General features: G+C 72.6%; 14 protein-coding genes. 1 reads left to right on the plus strand and 13 read right to left on the minus strand.

Annotated elements, in window-relative coordinates:
* Nucleotides 1–48: 48 nt before the first annotated feature.
* The 9 genes from ACH4D3_RS17500 to ACH4D3_RS17540 form a co-directional block, all read right to left on the minus strand.
* Entirely contained in the window at nucleotides 49–2,595 is a 2,547-nt protein-coding gene (locus ACH4D3_RS17500; protein WP_398322899.1) for a discoidin domain-containing protein, read from the minus strand.
* A 123-nt stretch (nucleotides 2,596–2,718) separates the two neighbouring features.
* Entirely contained in the window at nucleotides 2,719–4,251 is a 1,533-nt protein-coding gene (locus ACH4D3_RS17505; RefSeq protein WP_398322901.1) for a CHAD domain-containing protein, read from the minus strand.
* A gap of 28 nt (nucleotides 4,252–4,279) precedes the next feature.
* Nucleotides 4,280–5,416: a M23 family metallopeptidase gene (locus ACH4D3_RS17510; RefSeq protein ID WP_398322903.1), complete on the minus strand. Its 1,137-nt coding sequence runs from the start codon at nucleotides 5,414–5,416 to the stop codon at nucleotides 4,280–4,282.
* Nucleotides 5,417–5,523: 107 nt separating this feature from the next.
* Entirely contained in the window at nucleotides 5,524–8,157 is a 2,634-nt protein-coding gene (locus ACH4D3_RS17515; protein ID WP_398322904.1) for a SpoIIE family protein phosphatase, read from the minus strand.
* 268 nt (nucleotides 8,158–8,425) lie between these two features.
* On the minus strand, nucleotides 8,426–9,754 hold the full coding sequence (locus tag ACH4D3_RS17520) for an alpha-glucosidase/alpha-galactosidase (protein WP_398322905.1): 1,329 nt from the start codon (nucleotides 9,752–9,754) through the stop codon (nucleotides 8,426–8,428).
* 46 nt (nucleotides 9,755–9,800) lie between these two features.
* Nucleotides 9,801–10,688 (minus strand): carbohydrate ABC transporter permease, encoded by an 888-nt coding sequence (locus ACH4D3_RS17525; protein ID WP_398322906.1) that lies wholly within the window; start codon nucleotides 10,686–10,688, stop codon nucleotides 9,801–9,803.
* Nucleotides 10,685–11,635, minus strand: a complete 951-nt coding sequence (locus tag ACH4D3_RS17530) for a carbohydrate ABC transporter permease (protein WP_398322907.1) — start codon at nucleotides 11,633–11,635, stop codon at nucleotides 10,685–10,687. The genes ACH4D3_RS17525 and ACH4D3_RS17530 overlap by 4 nt, the downstream gene beginning before the upstream one ends.
* Before the next feature lie 14 nt (nucleotides 11,636–11,649).
* On the minus strand, nucleotides 11,650–12,978 hold the full coding sequence (locus ACH4D3_RS17535) for an extracellular solute-binding protein (protein WP_398322909.1): 1,329 nt from the start codon (nucleotides 12,976–12,978) through the stop codon (nucleotides 11,650–11,652).
* A gap of 37 nt (nucleotides 12,979–13,015) precedes the next feature.
* Nucleotides 13,016–13,843: an endo alpha-1,4 polygalactosaminidase gene (locus ACH4D3_RS17540; protein ID WP_398322911.1), complete on the minus strand. Its 828-nt coding sequence runs from the start codon at nucleotides 13,841–13,843 to the stop codon at nucleotides 13,016–13,018.
* Nucleotides 13,844–14,215: 372 nt separating this feature from the next.
* On the opposite strand from ACH4D3_RS17540, the gene ACH4D3_RS17545 reads away from it, so the two are divergent.
* A complete protein-coding gene (locus ACH4D3_RS17545; RefSeq protein WP_398322913.1) occupies nucleotides 14,216–14,437 on the plus strand; it encodes a hypothetical protein in 222 nt (73 codons plus the stop codon).
* Between the two features lie 16 nt (nucleotides 14,438–14,453).
* Here the strand turns inward: ACH4D3_RS17545 and ACH4D3_RS17550 are convergent, their stop codons facing one another.
* From ACH4D3_RS17550 to ACH4D3_RS17565, 4 genes are all read right to left on the minus strand, one after another.
* Complete coding sequence (locus ACH4D3_RS17550; RefSeq protein WP_398322915.1) at nucleotides 14,454–15,866, minus strand: cellulose binding domain-containing protein; 1,413 nt, start codon at nucleotides 15,864–15,866, stop codon at nucleotides 14,454–14,456.
* Nucleotides 15,863–17,482 carry a beta-N-acetylhexosaminidase gene (locus ACH4D3_RS17555; protein WP_398322917.1) on the minus strand — a complete coding sequence of 540 codons (1,620 nt, stop codon included), beginning with the start codon at nucleotides 17,480–17,482 and terminating at the stop codon, nucleotides 15,863–15,865. Before ACH4D3_RS17555 ends, ACH4D3_RS17550 begins: the two co-directional genes overlap by 4 nt.
* A gap of 126 nt (nucleotides 17,483–17,608) precedes the next feature.
* Entirely contained in the window at nucleotides 17,609–18,466 is an 858-nt protein-coding gene (locus ACH4D3_RS17560; RefSeq protein WP_398322919.1) for a carbohydrate ABC transporter permease, read from the minus strand.
* Nucleotides 18,463–19,395 (minus strand): carbohydrate ABC transporter permease, encoded by a 933-nt coding sequence (locus ACH4D3_RS17565; protein ID WP_398322921.1) that lies wholly within the window; start codon nucleotides 19,393–19,395, stop codon nucleotides 18,463–18,465. Before ACH4D3_RS17565 ends, ACH4D3_RS17560 begins: the two co-directional genes overlap by 4 nt.
* Between the last annotated feature and the right edge of the window lie 9 nt (nucleotides 19,396–19,404).

The following is a 19,404-nucleotide window of genomic DNA, read 5'->3' on the forward strand; positions in this document are numbered from 1 at the left end:
TTCACCCGGTGGGTGACGCGCCCCGCACCGAGCGGGGCGCGTCGTCCCTCACGGGAACTGGACGACCTTGGACGGCACGGTGTCCGTCCCCGACGTGGCCGCGCCGGTGTCGTTGACGACATGGCGGTACTGGCCCATGCCGCCCAGCGAGATCACCTGGAGGTTGCGCATTTTGACGCCCGGCTTGACCGGCACCTGGAACCCGTGGTGCTGGACGATGGTTGGGTCGGCGGTGAAGTTGCAGTAGCTGCCCAGCGCCACCGCGTCGTGCTCGTTCACCGAGTCGGCGACCTTGTAGGCCGCGTAGCCGACGATGCCGTCGTGGGTGATGGCGGCCTCGTTCGGGGCGTCGTAGGCCTTCTCGTTCTGGAAGAAGATGGTCCGGCCGCGTTCGCCGCTCCAGTAGACGTCGTACTTGTTGAAGTGCTCGACGAACAGTCCCGTCGCGAGCACGTCGTCGCCGTTGACCCTGAGGCCGTAGTCGGCGCGGTTGGTCTCCCAGCCGACCCCCTCACCGTGGTCGGCCCGCCAGATCCAGGTGTGGTCGATGAGCACGTCGTCGCTCTCGACCACGACGGAGTCGGTGGCCTTGCCGGGGCCCGCGCCGCCGACGCGGATGAACACGTCCTGCATGGTGGTGGGGTTGGCGGAGTGGTCGGCGTTGCCGTCCGGAGTTCCGATGCGCAGCAGCGTGTCGGAGTTCACCGGACCCGCGTCGATGAGGAAGCCCGCGAGCCGCACGCCGTCGACGTCGGCCACGTGCATGGCGTCGACGCCGCCGTCCGGAATGATCGTGGCCAGACCGAGGCCGAGCACGACGGTGTTGGCGCGGTCGACCTCGATGGTCTGGTCGATGTGGTAGACGCCGGGCGTGAACAGCAGGTTGAGGCCCTGGTCGAGCGCGGCGTTGATGGTCGCCGCCGTCGCGCCGGGCTTGACGACGTAGAACTGGCTGAGCGGCAGCGAGGTGCCGCCGGCGTTGGCGGGCCAGGACACGCCGCGCGCGTTGGTGCGCTTGGCGGGGACCCGCACCTTGTACTCGTCGCCGTCCAGGTACAGGAACGGCTTCTCGCGCGAGATCGGCGTGGTGTCGAGCGTGGTGTACGGGCCGGTCTCGAAGTTGCCCGCCGGAGCGCCCTCGACGCCCGTGAACGTCATGTTCCAGACGCCGTTGGTCCAGCCGCCGACCGAGCTGTCCCGGGTGTACCACTGCTGCTGGGAGTAGGGGCCGACGGTGCCGTCGATCTTCGAGTCGGCGATGTAGCCGCCGGAGGCCCAGCCGTAGCCGTTGGGCGCGAGGTTGAGGCCGCCCTTGACGTGGATGCGCCGGAACGGGGCGGCCTGGGCGACGGCCCAGCGGTCGGTGCCGTTGGACGGCGTGATGGCGAGGTTCTCGGCCGAACGCCAGAAGTTCTGCGTCGCGTTGCCGTTGAACCAGCCGGCGTCCACGGTGATGTCACCGTTGATCTGCGTGTCGTCCGGGTTGAGGCCGAGACCGGAGATCGAGGTGTAGAAGCCCAGTTGGGCGTTGATCCCGTTGTAGGTGCCCGGCTTCAGCAGGAACTGGTAGCGCCCGCTGCCGAACTGGTTCGACTCCTGCTGGGCGAAGACCTGGTCGAACTTCTGCTGGAGGTTCGGCGTGGCGGGGTCCACGACGATGACGTTCGGGCCCAGGTCGCCGCCGCCCTCGACCGGGGGAGTGCCGGTGGTGCCGGTGTGCACGGCGACCTCCCACAGCGAGTAGCCGTAGCCGGTGGCGCGGGCCGTGCCGTGGATGCGGACGTAGCGGCCCGAACCGCTGACCTCGTAGGAGGCCTTGCCGCCCGTCGCGCCGGTGACGCTCTTCAGCGTCTGCCAGCTCTGCCCGTCCGAGGAGGCCTCGATCCGGAAGTCCTTGGCGTAGGCGGCCTCCCAGTTCAGGTCCACCTTGCACAGGTCCCGTACGGCACCGAGGTCGACCCGCACCCACTGCGGATCGGAGGCCTGGCTGGACCAGCGGGTGGCGGCGTCGCCGTCGAAGGCCGCGGCGGCCGGTGTTCCGGCGTTCTCGACGGAGGAGGCGGCGGCGGGCCTGCCCTGTGCGGCGTTGGCGGTGTCGCAGGAGCCGCCCGGGGTGGTCCCGCCGGTGGTGCCGAAGACCTGGAACTCCCACAGGGAGTAGCCCCAGGGGGTGGCCCGGTGGACGCCCTGCATCCGGACGTAGCGGCCCTGGCCCGACACGTCGAGGGTGTCGGTGCCGCCGTCGCCGCCGGTGACCGTCTTCGCGTCGGTCCAGGTGCTCCCGTCCTGGGAGAGCTGGATCTTGTAGTCCTTGCCGTAGGCCGCCTCCCAGTCGAGCACGACCCGGGTGACGGAGGCGGTGGCGCCGAGGTCGACCTGGAGCCACTGGTCGTCGCTCGCGGCGGACGACCACCGGGTGTTCGTGTCGCCGTCGACGGCGTTGCCGGACGGCGTTCCGGCGTTCTCGGCCGAGGACGACGTGGCCGTACGGCCCTGGGAGAGGGGAGTGTCGGCCGCGGTGGCCGTCATGGGGGCGGGGAGGGTGACGAGCGCCGCCGTGGCGACGAGCGCGACACCCATGGATCTCAGTCTCATGCGTGAGCTTTCTGGGGATGCGGACAGGACCGACCAACCGCTGTGCGCAGCGGCTTAGTTCAAGGTGTGATTTAAGTGGTGAGGCTTCGATCCGGCAAGACTCCGCACAGGAGTTGTCGCCGTTCAGTGTGCGAGCGGGGCCCGCAGCGCGGGATCGGACGCCGCCCGCCACACCTCGGGCAGCTCCCGCTGCCGGGCTTCGGCACCGGCCCGTTCCCGGCCGTGCAGCACCCCCCACGTGAACGCCGACTCGCCCGCCCCGTGGGCGGCCACGGCCAGCCCGCGCAGGGTGTCCTGGGCGACCACGGCGTCCTGGTGCTCGCCGAGCAACTGCTGCACCGCCTTGGCCTTCTCGCCCAGCCGGGCGACGGGCTTGCCGAGCGCGGGACGCGCGACCTCGGCCGCGTAGCGCAGCCTCTTGGCCGCCTTGCGCGCCTCGTGCAGCTCCGTCTCCCGGGACCGGCCGGCCGGCCGCGCGAGCGCGAGGTCCATGCGCCCGGCGAGACGGCCGTACTCCTTGAGCACCGCCCGGGCCATGGTCCGGGCCGGCTTCCGCCCGGCCCCGGCGCGCAGGGGCGGACGCCGGACCAGTTCGTCCAGAGCGTCCAACAGGCGCAGCTGGCGCGGGCTGCCCAGGGTCTCCCGCAGCCGGGACCGCGCGTCCTCCTCCCGGGACACGTCCCACACCCGCAGCCGGGCGGCGACGGGGCCGAGCACCAGGTCCTCGGGGAGCCCGTCCAGCGCGGCGCCGATGCGTTCGCGCAGCACCTCCTGGTCCCGCGCGGCCCCCAGCTCGCCCGCCAGCCACCTGAGTTCCCCGGCCACGGGATCGGTGACCCGCCGGTCAAGCACCGACCGGTACGAGCGCAGACAGCTGCGCAGCCGACGGCACGTGACACGCATCTGGTGCACCGCGTCGGGCAGCTCGCGGCGGACCGCCGGGTCCAGGCCCACCAGGACACCGACCTGCTCGCGCAGGTAGGAGAGCACGTACGAACCGGAGGACCCGGCGACCACTCCGGCGGGCGGCCGGCGCACACCCGTCTCGCCCACGCCGGTGTCCCGCAGCGCCCGGGCGAGCTTCGACGGACTGCCGGCCCGGACGATCCCCTTCTTGCGGAGCTTCTTCTCGACGGCGTCGAGCAGTCCGGCGTGGACGCCCTCGGCGAGTTCGACCTCCAGCTCGCCCCACTCGGCACACCCGCCGCCCACCGCCGTCGCGTCCGCCCGCACCTCGTCGAGGCTCAGCTCGGCCAGCACCCCGCCCTCGGCGTCGTGCAGCCGCCGCACGGCCCGGGTGGACCGGATCCGCACCACCGGACGCAGCGGGGCACCCCGCGTACGGGACAGCACCAGCTCGCGCAGCGCCGCGGGCACGTCGTCCGACAGCGGGGCCCACACCTCTTCGCGGGTGTCCCCGGTGAGCGGCAGCTTCAGGTGCCAGCCTGCGTCGGGACCGCCCGTACGGCGGCGCAGCGTGGCCGAGGACCCGGCGAGCCGCAGATCCGCCGTGTCGTGGTACACGGCGTCGAGCTCCTCGGGCCCGGCCGCGGTGACCGAGGCGACGGGCCCGACGCCGGTGAGGTCCGGCAACCCTGCGAGGCCACCGGAGGGCGGCTCGTACTTCCGCTCTGTCTCGCGCTTCGACTGGGTCATGTTGAGGTTCTCGACACGATCCGCCGGATCAAACCCCGTTCGCGACGACCCAGGGGCGCGGATCGGTGTAGTACCCGTCGAGGATGACCTCGAAATGCAGGTGCGGGCCGGTCGACAGGCCGGTGGAGCCGACCCGTCCGATCGGGGCACCGGCCTCCACGGTCTGCCCCACCGACGTCCCCAGCGAGGAGAGGTGGCTGTAGGTCGTCTCCACCCGCTTGCCCTGGATGGTCCCGTGGTCGATCACGATCCGGTTGCCGTACGCGCTGGTGAGCGCGGCGAACACGACCCGGCCCCGCCGTGCCGCCACGACCTGCGCGCCCTGCGGCGCGGCGAAGTCCACGCCGGTGTGCAGCTTGGTCACCCCGGTCAGCGGGTGCTCGCGCGACCCGAAGGGCGAGGTGATGGTGAGCGGGCTCACCGGCGCGGTCAGCAGGGCACCGGCCGGTCCGCCCGCGCCGTCGGCGGAGTCCTCCCGGTCCAGCGCCTCGTACCGCGGCACCAGGGCCTGGACCTCGGCGAGGTACGTCTTCGCCGCCGCGGGTACGCGACCCTCCCCGGCCACGGCGTCCGGGCCCACGGCGTACGCGGCGAGGGTCAGCTCCACGAGGTCGCCGTTGACCCGGCCCTCGGTGCGCAGCCCGGTCACCTTCTCGGCCAGGGAGCAGTCCCGCCGGCCCAGCGCCATGATGGCGTCCGCCGGATCGCGGGGCGAGGCGTGCCCGCTGCCGTCGTCGTCCTTGCCCCAGGTCCGCCATTCGCTGTCGGTGAACGCGGCGATGCCCTTCTGCCCCGAGAGTTCGTCCGAGTCGTCGCTCCAGCCCGAGAGCTGGTCGATCTGCGCGGCCAGCACCGACGGCTCCAGGACGGAGCAGGCCGAGGCGGCCTTGCGCAGCCACGGGACGTAGGAGGGGTCGACGTCGGCCGCGGCGGACGGCGCGGCGTCGGAGTCGTCGGGCCACGGGTCCGGCAGCACGCCCAGCGCGAGGAGCCCGGCCACACCGGTGACGGTCACGAGAGCCGGCAGCAGCAACAGGGTGACGGGGCCCGGTCCGCGGCGCTTCCGCCGGGGGCCGGGCTCGGGGCCTTCCGGCCGCTCCGGTTCCTGCCGTGGGTCGTCCGTGTCGTCGGCCGTCGGCGCCACGGTCAGCCGCTCGTCGTTCATCTGGCCGCTCGCCGGGACGTGTTGCTCACGAGGCGACGCTATCGCCACCCCCGCTCCGGTGTCACGAGCCGCCGAGGCAGCGGGAGATGCCCGAACGGGCACCCCCGTCAGGGCGGCGAGGGCCGGACGGCGAGGACCGCGATGTCGTCCGCGCTGTCCGCCCCCAGGCCGATCAGCAGCTCGTCGCAGAACGTGTCGAGGGGCTCGCGGGCCAGGTCGGCGGCGTGCCGGCGCAGCCGGTCGAGGGCCTCGTCGAGGGCCTCGTCGCGGCGCTCGACGAGGCCGTCCGTGTACAGCAGCAGCGTCGAGTGGGCCGGCAGGGCGTCACTGGCCGTGCCGCGGGGCGCGTCGGGGTCCATGCCGAGCAGCAGCCCGGCACCGCCGTCGAGGAAGCGGGTCCGGCCGTCCCGGGTGGTGAGCAGCGGCGGCAGATGGCCGGCGGAGGAGTGAGTCAGCTCCCAGGGGCCCTCCGGAGGCCCCTTGATCAGGCCGTAGACGCAGGTGCCGGTCGCCTCCCGATGGAAACTGTGGTTCGCCAGGTCCAGCCGGCGCAGCACCTCCGCGGGCGGCTCCTCGCGGTCCACCGCGATGCCGCGCAGCATGCTGCGCAACTGGCTCATCGCGATGGCCGCGTCCAGGTCGTGGCCCGTGACGTCGCCGATGACCAGCGCGGTGTTCCCGCCGGGCAGCACGAAGCTGTCGTACCAGTCCCCGCCGACCTGCGCGGTGGTCGAGGAGGCGGCGTACCGGGCGGCCAGACGCAGTCCCTCGACCTTCGGCAGCACCGGCAGCAGCGAGCGCTGGAGCCGTTCGGCGATGGAGCGGGTGTCCTGGTACAACCGGGCGTTGTCCACCCCCAGCGCGAGGCTGTGCACCAGGTCGTCGACCAGCGCCAGGTCCTCCTCCGTGAACGGCCGCCCGCGGGGCGCGCGGGCGAGGGTCAGGGCACCGAAGATCTTGCGGCGGGCCCGCAGCGGAGCGACCACGGCGCTGCCCGCCCGCAACTCCCGGAACAGGTCGGCGTAGGCCCGGTCCAGCGCGCTGCCGGTCTGCCCCGGCTGCGGGGCGCCGGTGAGCAGGAGGGGCCCGGTGCCCCGCAGCACCCGGGCCAGCGGGCCGCGCGACTCCTCGGAGACCCCGGGGAGCATGCCCTCGTACGCCCCCGGGCGCAGCGCCCGGGGATCGCGGTGGACGACACACGCCCGGTCCACCCGGGCGTCGGGAGTGAACAGGTCCACCACGCACCAGTCGGCCAGCCGCCGCGTCAGCAGCCGGCCGGCGCGCTGGAGGCCCTCGTCCAGCTCCAGGGTGTTGTTGAGCTGCGCGCCCAGTTCGGCCAGCAGGGTGAGCCGGTCCAGCGCCGACATGCCGCCCCGGGAGCCGGGCGTCCTGGCCGCCGTCGGCGGCACGGTGGGCGACCGGCCTCCGTCGGGCTCCCCGACGGCCGCCTCCCGGATCCTGCCGGGAGTCCTCGGCCCGTCGAGGAACGTGGTTGCCCGCGGGACGAGCTGTGCGACGAAGACGGTGCGGCCGTCGGCCGTCTCCTGCGTCTGGATGAACAGCCGCACCGGAACGAGCCGGCCGTCACGGTGCAGCGCCGGAAGCGGCACCGAGCGCCCCACGATGCGGGTGCGGCCGGTGAGCAGCATCGAGGTGAACGCCGCCGTGTGCCGCTCGCGCAGGTGCTCGGGGATGAGGACGGTGAGGCGGCGTCCGACGAGTTCGTCCGGGTCCCAGCCCAGCAGGTCCGCCGCGGCCCCGTTCACCGCCACGATCCGGTTGCCCTCGTCGGCGGCGACGGTCGGCATCCTGCTGGCCCGCACCTGGCCGACGTCCCACGGGACGAGTTCGGCGGAGCTGACCTCCGGTTCGCGGGGGACCACGGTCCACGCGGTGGGCCGGCCCCCGGTCAGCTGCCCGGCGATCTCGTCGAAGAGCCAGTTCTGGAAGGCGCGGCCGCGGGGCAGGGCCGGAAGCGTGAGCAGCCGTTCCTCCCGGGCCCGCGCCTCGGCCAGGTCGAGTACGCGGCGCAGTGCCCGCACCGCCGGCAGGGCGTCGGCCGACAGCGGCAGGGGCAGGGCGCGCAGACCGGACTCGGGCACCGGTCCCTCCAGCGCGGCCGACACACCGGCGCTGATGACGTTGTTGACGTCGTTGGCCGCGCCGAGGTCTTCGGGCGGCACCCCGAGGAGGTCTCCCGCGGACGCGGCCAGGGTCAGCTCGCGCAGCACCGCGTGCCGGTGCTGCCGGCACGCGGACTCCAGGGCGGTCGGCATGTCGACCAGCGTCACCGTCCGTTCGGCGGGCCACGGCGGCACCGCGGTCTCCCACCCGGCCGACGGCGGCGGCGGACCGTCGTGCCACAGCTCGAACCACACCGTCTTGCCCGCCTCGCCGCCGTCCGCCCCGTACCGCGAGGCCAACTGCTCCACCAGCGCGAGTCCCTGCCCCGTACCGGCGTACGGCGAGCAGCGCTGCGGTACGAGACCACGGTCCGGCCGCCGGTCCGCGACCCGTACGCGCACCCGGCCCTCCAGGCGCGCCACGCTCACCTCGACCTCGGTGCGCGCGTGCAGCACCGCGTTGGTGACCAGCTCGCTGACCAGGAGCCGGGCCGTGTCCACCAGGTCACCGGCGGCGCCGTCCAGCGCGGCACGCACGAACCGGCGGGCCGCAGCCACGCTTGCCGGCCCGTCGGGGAAACGCCGTGACACCGCCGCCGGCGGATCGGGGCAAACCATGACCACAGTGTGTTGCCGCACGGCCCGCCCCGCAGCGCGCGCCCTCGCCGCGCTTCCCGCTCCCGGCGACGCTCCTGTCCGCCGGTCGGGTGACAGCACCCGGTGCGTGCCCGGGGCGGAGCCCGCCGGCGGCGGCCGGGTACGGAAGTTCGTACCGGCCGGGGGACGCGCCGGGTCTGGCAGGCGGCCGATTACTCCGATAGCTTGCTGATGCGGCCCCGCGTTCTCCCCCGTACGCGGGGCCGCACCAGCACGGCCGGGCGGCGGCTCAGGGGGCGAGTACGCCCCGCAGCCCCGGCTGCAGCCGGTCCCCGTGGGCCCGGACCATGTCGTCGCACAGCTGCCAGATCTCCTCGACCCGCAAGGCGGCCGCCGTCGCCGGGTCGGCCATCGCCGCGTGCCTGATGTGCCGCGGGTCGTCCTCCGTCGCCGCCCGCACCACCAGGTCGGTGGTGCTGAGGTAGGCCCGGTTGAGGGCGGCGAGCTGCGGGGGCAGCGCACCGACGCGGGTGGGCTGGAGGCCCGCGGAGTCGACCAGGCACGGCACCTCGACGGTGCCCCGAGCGGGCAGGTTCTCGATCAGGCCGTGGTTGGGCACATTGCCGTAGACCGTGCGGGGTGTGCCGGTCACCATGCTGTGGATGATCTGCGGCGCGTACTCCATGGTGCCCTCGACGGTGAGCGGCGCGCCGCACGCCAGCGCGTCGCGGGTCCGCTCGTACTCGGCCACGTTCTCGTCGACGATGCCGAGGTAGGCACCGACGGGCAGCCGCAGCCGGTCGATCTCGCTGTCGTGGTGCAGGTACCAGGGGACGTACTCGGAGGAGTGCTCGCTGGTCTCCGTCGGGTAGTGACCCAGCCGCCGGTACATGTCCATGCGGACCCGGCGGCGCAGCTGCGGGTCCTCGGCGATCAGGGCGTCCAGGCGCGGGTGGAGATCCTCGCCCCCGTGCTCCAGACGCAGTATCCACGCCTGGTGGTTGACGCCCGCGGCCCGGTAGGTGACCTCCTCGTAGGGGACCTTCAGCAGCTCGCACAGGCCCTGGACCGTCCAGTACACGGAGTGGCACAGTCCCACCACGCGCGTCAGGCCGGTCGCCTCGGCGAGGTACTGGACGTTCATCGCCATCGGGTTGGTGTAGTTGAGCAGCCAGGCGTCCGGGCAGACCTCGGCGATGTCCTCGCCGAGCGCCTTGAGCAGCGGGAAGGTGCGCAGGGCCCGGAAGATGCCGCCGACACCCAGGGTGTCGCCGATGGTCTGGCGCAGCCCGTAGCGGGCCGGGACCTCGAAGTCGGTACGGGTCGCCTCGCCCATGCCGACCTGCACGATGTTGATGACGAAGTCGGCGCCGGCCAGGGCCTCGCGGCGGTCGGCGTGCGCGGTGACCCGGGGCCGGGCACCGCGTTCGGCGGCGATGTACTCGGCGGCGGCCCGCGCGGTGGCCAGGCGTTCCGCGTCGATGTCGTGCAGCGCGATGTGCGCGGACTTCAGCTCGTCGAAGGCGAAGAGGTCGGCGAGCAGACCCTGGGTGAAGACGACGCTGCCGGCCCCGACGAAGGTGATCTTGGGTGCGGACGGGTGGGCGGTGGTGCTCATGCGGGGTTCTTTCCGTTGCGGGTGGCGGCGGACGGAGGGCGGGTGGTCAGCCCTTGAGTCCGCTGGAGGTGATCGACTGGATGAAGGTCTTCTGCGCGCCGAGGAAGGCGAGCAGGACCGGCAGCACGGTGATGACGTTGCCCGCCATCACGGCCGCCCACTGGGTGTGGTGCTGCCCCTGGAACGTGGTCAGGCCCAGTTGCAGCGTGTACTGCGTGTCGTGGTTGATGGCGATCAGCGGCCAGGTCAGGTCGTTCCACGTGGTCAGGAAGGTCAGCACGGCCACCGTGGCCAGCGCCGGACGCGACAGCGGCAGCACGATCCGCCACAGCACCCGCAGCCGGGAACAGCCGTCGATCCAGGCGGCCTCCTCCAACTCCCTGGGCAGCGAGAGGAAGAACTGCCGCAGCAGGAACACCGCGAACGGCGTGACCAGCGACGGCACGATCAGCGCGCCCAGGGTGTCGATGAGGCCGAGCTTCTTCATCACCAGGAACGTCGGGATCATCGTCAGCTGGAACGGCACCGCCATGGTGGCCAGCATCAGCCCCATCAGCACCCGGGAGCCCGCGAACCGCATCCGGGCGAAGGCGTACCCGGCCAGCGACCCGAAGACCAGGTTCGCGGCGACCGTGACGGCGGAGACGATCAGCGAGTTGACGAACCAGCGGGGGAACATCGCGTTGCCCAGCACGTACCGGTAGCCGCCGAGGTCGATGCCGGACGGCCACAGGGCCGGCGGGAACCGGTTGATCTCCGCGTTGCTCATCACCGAGCTGAGCACCAGCCACACCAGCGGCACGGCGAAGACCAGCGCGAGCGGCGCGAGCAGCAAATGCCAGGGACTGAACGGGAGCCGCGGGCGGCGCCGTACGGCGGCCGGGTGCGTCGCCACGGCGTTCGCGGTGGCCGGCCGGGTGGAGGTCGCCGTCATGATCGGGCCCCTTCGAGACGGTGGCGTCCCCGACGCCGGACGATGCGGACGGCCCCGGCGACCAGACCGAGCGCGACGGCCAGGACGTAAGCGGCCGAGGCCCCGTATCCCGCCGTGGCGTTCTTGAAGGCCTGCTCCCAGATGAAGTAGACGATCACCGTGGTCGAGCCGAGCGGACCGCCCTTGGTGGTGACGTACACCAGGTCGAAGACCTGGAGCGACTGGATGGCCTGCCACAGCACCAGGAAGACGGTGACCGGGGTGAGCGTGGGAAGCGTGACGTGGCGAAGCAGGTGCCGGCGCCCGGCGCCGTCCAGGCGGGCCGCCTCGATCAGCGACTGCGGCACGTCCTGGAGGGCGGCGAGGTAGACCACGACACAGAACCCGGTGCCGCTCCACAGCGTGATCGCCACCAGCACCAGCAGCGCCTGGGAGGGGTCGGACAGAAAGCCCTGCGACGAGACGCCGAGGCGGTGCAGCACCGAGTTCGCGGCGCCGAACTCCGGGTCCAGGATGAACGAGAACAGCACGCCCTGTGCGGTCGCCGACAGCACGAACGGCACGAAGATCAGGGTGCGGTAGAGGCCGACGAAGCGGATGCGCCGGTTCAGGACCAGGGCGAGGGCCAGGCCCAACAGCAGGCTCAGCGGCACGTACAGGACCGTGTAGAGCAGGGTGTTGCGGACCGCCTGGCTGAAGTTCGGGTCCTGGGCGAGGGCGCGGTAGTTGTCCAGGCCCACCCAGCGGCTGGGCGTCACCAGGTCACTGGCCTGGAAGGACAGCAGCAGCGACCAGAGGACCGGGACGATGCTCAGGCCGAGGACGATCAGGACCGCCGGTGAGACGAACGCCCAGGCGGTGCCGGTTTCGCGGCGGCGCTTGCGGCGCAGCGGCCGTGGGTCCGGCGGAGGGCCCTCGACGGTGATGGGACGGGGGAGGCGCGGCATGGCGGTGTGGCTCCTCAACGCGGAATGAGCAGGGCGGCGTTGGCTTCGTCGGCGCAGGCACGCAGCGCCTGCTTCGGACTGCTGCGCCCCAGGAGCACGGCGACGATCGCCTGCCCCAGCGCCTGCGAGACCTCCGGGTACGCCGCGTGGACGGGGCGCACCCGCGCCGTCTCCAACGCCGTGGTGAACACGTTCAGGCCCTCGGTGCGGGCGACCTTGTCCTGCCAGGCGGGCAGGGCCTCGGTGCGGCGGCTGAGCGGGAGGCTGCCGGCCTCGATGTCCCAACGCACGTCCTGCTCGGGCCGGGCCAGCCAGGTCAGGAAGGTCCGGGCGGCTTTCGACCGGGCCTCGCCGTTGTCGAACACCGTCCAGGTGTCCGGTCCCGAGATGGTGACCGGGCGTCCGCTGAAGGAGGGCAGGGGAGCGACGTGGTAGTCGATCCCGGCGGTCTCGATGTCCGGCAGCTGCCACGGCCCGGTGACCACCATGCCCATGCGGCCGGACTGGAACACCTGGTACATCTGCTCGCTGCCGGGCTTGGGGTCGACGTACACGCTCTTGTCCCGGGCCAGGTCGGCCACCACCTCCAGCGCCCGCGCGCCGGTGTCGGCGAAGCCGATGCCCTTGCCGTCGTCGTCCACGACGTCGCCGCCCAGGTCCCAGATCAGCGGCCACAGCCGCCACACGGTGTCCTCGTCGCCCGTGCCCGGCCAGCCGGTGCCGAACCGGCCCCGGCCCGACTCGGTGAGCGTGCGGGCCGAGGAGACGAAGTCCTGCCAGGTCCAGCCGGCCTTCGGCAGCGGCAGACCGGCCTCGCGGAACAGTTTCCGGTTGCAGACCACGGCGAGCGAGTCGAGCACCGCGGGGGCGGCCCTGACCCTGCCGTTGAGCGTGACGGCGTCCCTGGAGGCCGCCCAGTAGTTCTTCCACGGCACGGGTCCCGACCCGACCGTGTCGGTCAGGTCCACGACCTGCGGGCTGCGGGCGACCCGGGCCAGGTCCGACCCGAAGATGTAGGCGATGTCGGGGTAGGAACCGGCGGCGAGGGCGGCCGTCACCTTCTGCAGCATCACGTCGGACAGCACACCGCCGCCCAGCTTCACCCGGATCTTCGGGTGGGCCCGCTCGAAGTCGGCGACGAGTCCTTCCAGGACCTTCTTCGCCGTGTCCGCCTGGCCGTGCCACATCTCGACGGTGACCGTGCCGTCGGCCGCGACGCCGTCGTCCGTACCGGCCCCGCAGCCGGTCACCGCGGTGCCCGCGGCCGCCGCGAGCGCGGCACCCCCGCCGGCCCGCAGCACACCCCGGCGCGAGGGGCGTGCGCCGCGTCGGACCGCATCCATCTGTACCTCCAAGGACTGCACTGGCCGTCGGGTGGTGTCAGCAGGTCTCACGGACGTAGCCGCTGCTGCCCTTCGGCGACACGTCCAGGTCGCGCCGGACGATGCTCAGCTCGTCGCCGAAACCCGCGCACGCCTTCGACAGGCCCTTGGCGGTGTACTCGACGACGATCACCCGGTCGCCGAACTCGGCGGTGTAGTCGCCGCACTCGTCCCACTCGCCGCACTCCTCGGCGACCGCGAAGTCCAGCCCGTTCTGCTCGCGGTTCGGGGCCAGTTCGACGGTGTTCTTCTGCCCGATGGCCAGCCCGTCGGAGTGCGCGCGCTCCGCCAGCAGCTTGATCAGGCCCTGCGCGTCGGCGGCGTCCAGCAGGTCGCCCGCGCGGGTGTAGCTGTCGTAGTTGTCCGGTTCGACGGCCTGGAAGCCCTTGTCCGCGCAGCCGTCGATCCAGGTGCCGACCTGCTCGGCGATGCGCTCGCGCTTGTCGGCGGTGCGGATGTCGAGGAACGCCTCGCCCCAGTCGGTGTCGTAGACGACGTCGCCGTTCGCGTCGCGCAGCAGCAGGTCGTCGTCCCAGTCCTGCTCGGCGCCCGGCTGGGCCTGGAAGGCGTTGACGTAGCAGATGTTGTACAGGCCCGGCGCGGGGGCGGCCGTGTGGTCGCGGCTGACCACCTCGACACCGGCCGGCGGGGTGTAGGCGCCGCCGATCTGGTAGTCGAAGCCCGCATGGGCGGGGGGCGGGGTGTAGGTCGCCGCCTCGGCCGGGGTGCTGCCGGGGACGAGTGCCGCGGCGGTGACGAGGACGGCGGTGGCACCTATGCCGGCCAGTACCGGCTTCCTGGGGGTGTGCACCTGTGTACGGCTCATGGTTCGAGCTCCGGAGGATGGTGGGCACGTCCCCGCCTCGGACGCGCGTGGCCGTCCTGGCGACTCAGTCCGGGCTCCTGGCGCGAAGCCAGCTACCGGCTGGGCGTACCTCTGCCGCCGATCACACGGCATCGGCGTTGATCGGGAGTAAATCGACCGGATATAGGCCCTGTCAAGAGTTCGAAACGAGAGAGGTGATGCATGAAGATGATCGAAATGGGCTCCAAGAGTGCAGAATCAATCATCAGGCGTCGGCTTCCCGATACCCGGGAACGATGGATGCGGGCCGGGCGGGAGCCGTGATCACGGCGCTGCCGCGGGGCTGGTAGCGTCGCGTGGTCGCGGCGGGCGGCGCGAGAGAGGTGTCGGTGCGTGGGAGAGCGGCAGGACCGTGACTGGGTGGCGATGACGCCGGGCGACTTCGACCGGGACGCCCCACTGGTCCTCAACGTGGGCACCGGCCCCGCCACCGTCCCGGCCGAGCCCGACGAGTACGGCACCGCCCCCCTGTTCGGCGAGACGGCACCGGCACCCGGCACCCGGCCGCGCAACCGGCGGGGACGGCCCGCGCCCGGTCAGGAGCGGCTGTTCTGACCGTCCCCGCCGGGGATCACGCGGCGGGTACCTCGTCCACGAACCCGGTACCGGCGGCGCGGTACCCGGCGACCTTGGCCGCGACCTCGGCCGGGGTGAGCACCTGGTCCTTGACGTGCAGGACGTAGTCGACCTGCTGGTCGTAGGCGCGCGGCGTCGTAGACGTCTGGCCGTTCAGGTCGATCAGCCACTGGTTGAAGTTGATCGACATCGGCCGCTCCGGCAGGTACCGCGCGTCATGCGTGCCGAACGGCTGCCCGTCCACGTAGTAGGTGATGGCGCCGGCGTCGATCGTCACCACCAGGTCGTGCCAGCCGGCGTAGCTGCTGCGCTGCTCGGAGTGCTGGTTGACGGCCTGCCAGGGATCGGGGTTGTAGGTCTCCCAGGAGGTCGTGTAGAGGATGTTCGACGGTTCGCCCCACCCGCCGTTCGGCAGGTACTCGAAGTCGTACTCGGCGTAGTCGTCGGCCATCGGGGCCTTGAGGTCGTTGATGGTGAAGAAGGTCTGCACCAGATGGTCCCCGTCGGGCCCGGACCTCGGCGTGTCGGCGAACTTGACCCGCGCCGCGTACGTGCCGTCCTTGAACTTCATCGACTTGGTCAGGACCTCGGTCTGCGTGGTGGACGCGCCGGTGCCGGCCGTGGACGTCTCCAGGTTCATCACCGAGTTGCCTCCGGCGGAGACGAAGGTGACCTTCGACGGGTCCCACGTGGCACCGGGGACGCCGGGCCCGCCGGAGTTGGAGCGCACGCTCCAGCCGTGGGCCGAGATCGCGGGATCCGTGTGCGAGCTGTAGTCGAAGTCGTCGAACAGGGTCTGACCGCCGCCGGGCGGATCGGTCGGGTCCGTGGGGTCGTTGCCCTCGGGAGCCGTTCCCCAGACGGTGGCCCCGGCCAGTTGGGCGGTGACCTTGTCCCAGGTCGCGTACGAGGTCTGGCCGCCGCCGAAGGAGTAGTCGTCGCTCTGCCGCAGCGGCTGCCAGTCGCTCTGGTAGAAGCGCAGTTGCAGGTCACCGGTGTCCGCACCGGGCGCCAGGGTGCCGGCCGCCGTGGTGAAGCCGATCTCCAGGTAGCGGTCGGCCGTCGCGGTCGGACTGCTCAGGGTGCCGAACGTGCCGGTGACGGCGGCGCAGCCGCGCACCGCCCAGGAGCACGCGAAGCGGTAGGAGGCGTTCGGGGAGTCCGCCTTGAAGTAGTAGCGGATCTTCACCTGGCTCAGCGGCACGGTGGACGAGCCGGTGTTGCGGACCTTGAACCAGGGTTCCGTCTGGTCCGCGGTGGCTCCGCCCGCGCTGGTGCGGTACTGGACGGTGAGACCGTCGGCGGCGGGAGCGGCCTGGGCGGGGAGGGCGGTCAGGGCACCGCCGCCCAGCAGAACGGACAGGGCGAGCGCCAGGCGGGCGCGGCCCGCGGTGGGTCGGTTTCTCATGCGGGATCCTTTCGGTACGACTCCCGCCGGAGCGGGAGCGTCGGTGGGTGGTGCGGGGTGTGGGGGAACGGCACGGGGGGACCGGGCGGCGGGGTGGCGTGCGGGACGTCCAGGGCGTCCAGCCGGGCCCGGTGTCCGGCCAGCCGGGCCGTGAAGTCCCGCCAGCCCGACGTGCCGTCCCAGACCCGCTCGGCGAGTGCGCACAGCCGGGGGAAGGTGAGGTACTCGATGTGCTCCGGGGTGCGGACGAACTCCGTCCACAACTGGCCCTGGGCGCCCAGCACCCGGGACGCCGCCTCCGGAGTCGGCGGCGCGAGGTCCACGTCGTGGACGGCGCGCAGGTCCACCACCACCCCGGGCTGGGCGGGCGGTTCCCCGGGACCGGGGCCGCGCGGGTAGTCGAAGTAGGTCGCGCGGTGGTCGGCGTGCACGACCCGGTGCCCGCGCAGTGCCGCCGCCCGGGCGTGCGCCGGGTCGCGCCAGCTCATCACCGTGCAGTCAAGGGGGAGGGCGACGCCGCTCTCGGCCCAGACGACCGGCCTGCGGCCCGCGCGCATCAGGTGCTCGGACAGCCGCGCGATGAACCAGGGGTGCAGCGCGCGGGGCCCCGCGAGCCCCTCACGGGCGGCCAGGGCCCGCGCCGCCGGGCTCAGCTCCCACTCCGTGGTGGGCACCTCGTCCCCGCCGATGTGCACGTACGGCGAGGGGAAGACGTCCATCACCTCGTCCAGGACGGTGCGGAAGAAGTCCAGGACGTGGCCGCCGGTGCCCAGGACGTTCTCGCACACGCCCCAGTGCGTCCAGACGTCCAGTCGGCGGGCGGGGTCGGTGCCCAGCTCGGGGTACGCGGCCAGGGCGGCACGGACGTGCCCCGGAACACCGGTCTCCGGCAGGACGCTCACGCCGCGCTCCGCCGCGTAGGCGACCAGGCCCCGCAGCTCCGCACGGGTGTAGGAACCGCCGTGCGGCACACCGTCGAACCGGTCACTGCCCGCGGGGCCCACCATCGACTCCGCGCGCCGGCCGCCGACCTCGGTCAGCCGGGGGTGCGCCGCCACCGGCATCCGCCAGCCCTGGTCGTCGGTGAGGTGGAGGTGGAAGACGTTCAGCTTGTGCAGCGCCAGCAGGTCGACGTACCGCCGCAGATAGGACACCGGCTGGAAGTGCCGGGCCACGTCGAGCATGGAGCCGCGCCAGGCATGGCGGGGTACGTCGGTGATCTCCACGGCCGGCAGCTCCCACGGGACCCCGCGCACCGGCCGCCCGGACAGGGCCTCGTAGGGCAGGAGCTGCCGCACCGTCTGCACTCCGCGCAGCAGTCCGGCCGGGCGGGCGGCCCGCAGCAGAACGCCCTGAGGACTCACGGTCAGGCCGTACCCCTCCTCGCCGAGGCCGGTCAGGGCGGGGTCGAGGGCGATGACGAAGGTCCCGTCGGCGGCGGAGTCCAGGGGCAGTCCGGTGGCCGGGGCGAGGAGGGTGCGCAGCAGGGCCGCGGCGGGACCGGCCCCCGGGGTGACCCGCAGCCGGGTCGCGTCGTCGAGCCGGAAGCGGCCGGAACGGGTGGACAGACGGCGGGGGCGGGGGACTAGGGCCAGTTCGGGGCGTGGCAGGTCCACGGGGCGGCTCCGGTGGTCGGCGGTGCGGCGACAGTGAGGGCGAGGGGCAGGCGGAGGCGGAGGAGAGGCGGAGGCGGAGGAGAGGCGGAGGAGAGCGCGGAAGGGGGGCAGGGAGGGCGGTCCCGGTCAGCCCTTGACGCCGCCCGAGGCCAGCCCGGCCGTCACGTGCCGTTGCAGGGCGAGGAAGATGATCAGCGCGGGGAGCGCGAAGAGCGTGGCGGCCGCCATGGTGGCCCCCCAGTCGGTGCCGAAGGTCGACTGGAACGAGGAGAGCCACACCGGGAGCGTGCGGCTGTCCTGCTGCTTGATGATGAGGAAGTTGGCGTAGGTGAACTCGTTCCAGGCGGTGATGAAGCCGAACAGCGAGGTGGCCATGAGCCCGGGGGCCAGCAGCGGGAACGCCACCCTGCGGAAGGCCCCGGCCCGGGTGCAGCCGTCGACCTGGGCCGCCTCCTCCAGCTCCGGCGGGATGCCCGCGATGAAGCCGCGCAGCACGACCACCGTGAACGGCAGCGTGATCATGAAGTAGATCAGGGTCAGCGTCGGCAGCCGGTCGAGCATCCCGGTGTCGCGGGAGATGATGTAGATCGGGATGATCAGCGACTCCCAGGGCGCCATCTGCGCGACGAACACCGCCAGCATGAACTGCCGGCGCCCGCGCCAGCGCATGCGGGCCACGGCGTAGGCGGCGCCCAGGGCGACCAGCAGGGCCAGCAGCACGGCACTCAGGGTGACCAGGAGGCTGTTGCGCCAGAACAGCGCGAAGCCGTCGGCGCCGACCGCCTTGCGGAAGTGCTCGAACGTCCAGGCGCTCGGCACCAGCCGGGGATCGTAGGACTGGATGTCCGTCGACGGCTTGAACGCGGTCGTGACCATCCAGTACACGGGGAAGAGGCAGACCACCACGGTGAGCGCGGCGGCGGCGTTCAGCGGGAGGCGGCGCAGGGCGCGGCGCACCCGGGGGCGGGGACGCGGGGTGCTCACGGCTGCTCGCCCTCCTGACGGAACAGTTGGCGGAAGTAGAGGACCAGGACGCCGCTCATCAGCAGGACCGTGAGCATCGAGGCGGCGGAGCCCAGGTCGTAGCGCTGGCCGGCCAGCGCGGTCTGCACGGCGTACACCGGCAGGATGGCGGTGGCCTCGCCCGGTCCGCCGCGGGTCATCACCCAGATCTGCACGAACGCCTTGAACGTCCAGATCACTTCGAGGGACAGCACCAGCATGAAGATCGGCCGGATCAGCGGGAAGGTGACGGACCGGAAGACGCGCGCGGCCCCCGCGCCGTCCATGCGGGCCGACTCGTACAGCTCGGCCGGCACCGTGACCAGCGCCGAGTAGAGCGTGATCGCGGCGAACGGCACGGACTGCCAGACGATCAGCACCACCACGATGCCGAACGCGGCCCCGCCGTGCGCGAACCAGGGATAGCCCTCGTACGACGCGAACCCGAGGCCGGTGAGGGTCTCGTTGACGATGCCGAACTCGGAGTGGAACAGCCACTGGAAGACGGTGGTGGCCGCGACCACCGGCACCGCCCAGACCAGGACCAGGGAGCTGAGCACCACGGTCCTGGCCGCCCGGCCCAGCCGCTCGGTCATCAGCGCGACCATGGTGGACAGCACCATGATGGCCACGACGTTGACCGCCATGAACACGAAGGTGCGGCGCACCACCTCCCAGAACTCCGGGTCGCCGAGCAGCGTCCGGTAGTTGCGCAGCCCGACGAAGTCGGCGTCGCCCAGGATGAGCTGACGCAGCCGGAAGTCCTGGAAGGAGATGAGCACGGCGCGGGCCAGCGGATAGAGCAGCAGGTACAGCATGCCCAGCACGGCGGGGGCGACCAGCAGGTACGGCCACAGGGTCCCCCGGCCCGCCGCGCCGCGCGGCACGCTCCGCTCACGGACGGTCGACACGTCGCCTCC

The organism is Streptomyces sp. NPDC018026 (assembly GCF_044327745.1).
GTDB lineage: Bacteria > Actinomycetota > Actinomycetes > Streptomycetales > Streptomycetaceae > Streptomyces > Streptomyces rubrogriseus.

What these genes read in the sequence shown, in the direction of transcription:
- ACH4D3_RS17500 (WP_398322899.1), bottom strand. Translation starts at nt 2,595, where the DNA reads ATGAGACTGAGATCCATGGGTGTCGCGCTCGTCGCCACGGCGGCGCTC.
- ACH4D3_RS17505 (WP_398322901.1), bottom strand. Translation starts at nt 4,251, where the DNA reads ATGACCCAGTCGAAGCGCGAGACAGAGCGGAAGTACGAGCCGCCCTCC.
- ACH4D3_RS17510 (WP_398322903.1), bottom strand. Translation starts at nt 5,416, where the DNA reads ATGAACGACGAGCGGCTGACCGTGGCGCCGACGGCCGACGACACGGAC.
- ACH4D3_RS17515 (WP_398322904.1), bottom strand. Translation starts at nt 8,157, where the DNA reads ATGGTTTGCCCCGATCCGCCGGCGGCGGTGTCACGGCGTTTCCCCGAC.
- ACH4D3_RS17520 (WP_398322905.1), bottom strand. Translation starts at nt 9,754, where the DNA reads ATGAGCACCACCGCCCACCCGTCCGCACCCAAGATCACCTTCGTCGGG.
- ACH4D3_RS17525 (WP_398322906.1), bottom strand. Translation starts at nt 10,688, where the DNA reads ATGACGGCGACCTCCACCCGGCCGGCCACCGCGAACGCCGTGGCGACG.
- ACH4D3_RS17530 (WP_398322907.1), bottom strand. Translation starts at nt 11,635, where the DNA reads ATGCCGCGCCTCCCCCGTCCCATCACCGTCGAGGGCCCTCCGCCGGAC.
- ACH4D3_RS17535 (WP_398322909.1), bottom strand. Translation starts at nt 12,978, where the DNA reads ATGGATGCGGTCCGACGCGGCGCACGCCCCTCGCGCCGGGGTGTGCTG.
- ACH4D3_RS17540 (WP_398322911.1), bottom strand. Translation starts at nt 13,843, where the DNA reads ATGAGCCGTACACAGGTGCACACCCCCAGGAAGCCGGTACTGGCCGGC.
- ACH4D3_RS17550 (WP_398322915.1), bottom strand. Translation starts at nt 15,866, where the DNA reads ATGAGAAACCGACCCACCGCGGGCCGCGCCCGCCTGGCGCTCGCCCTG.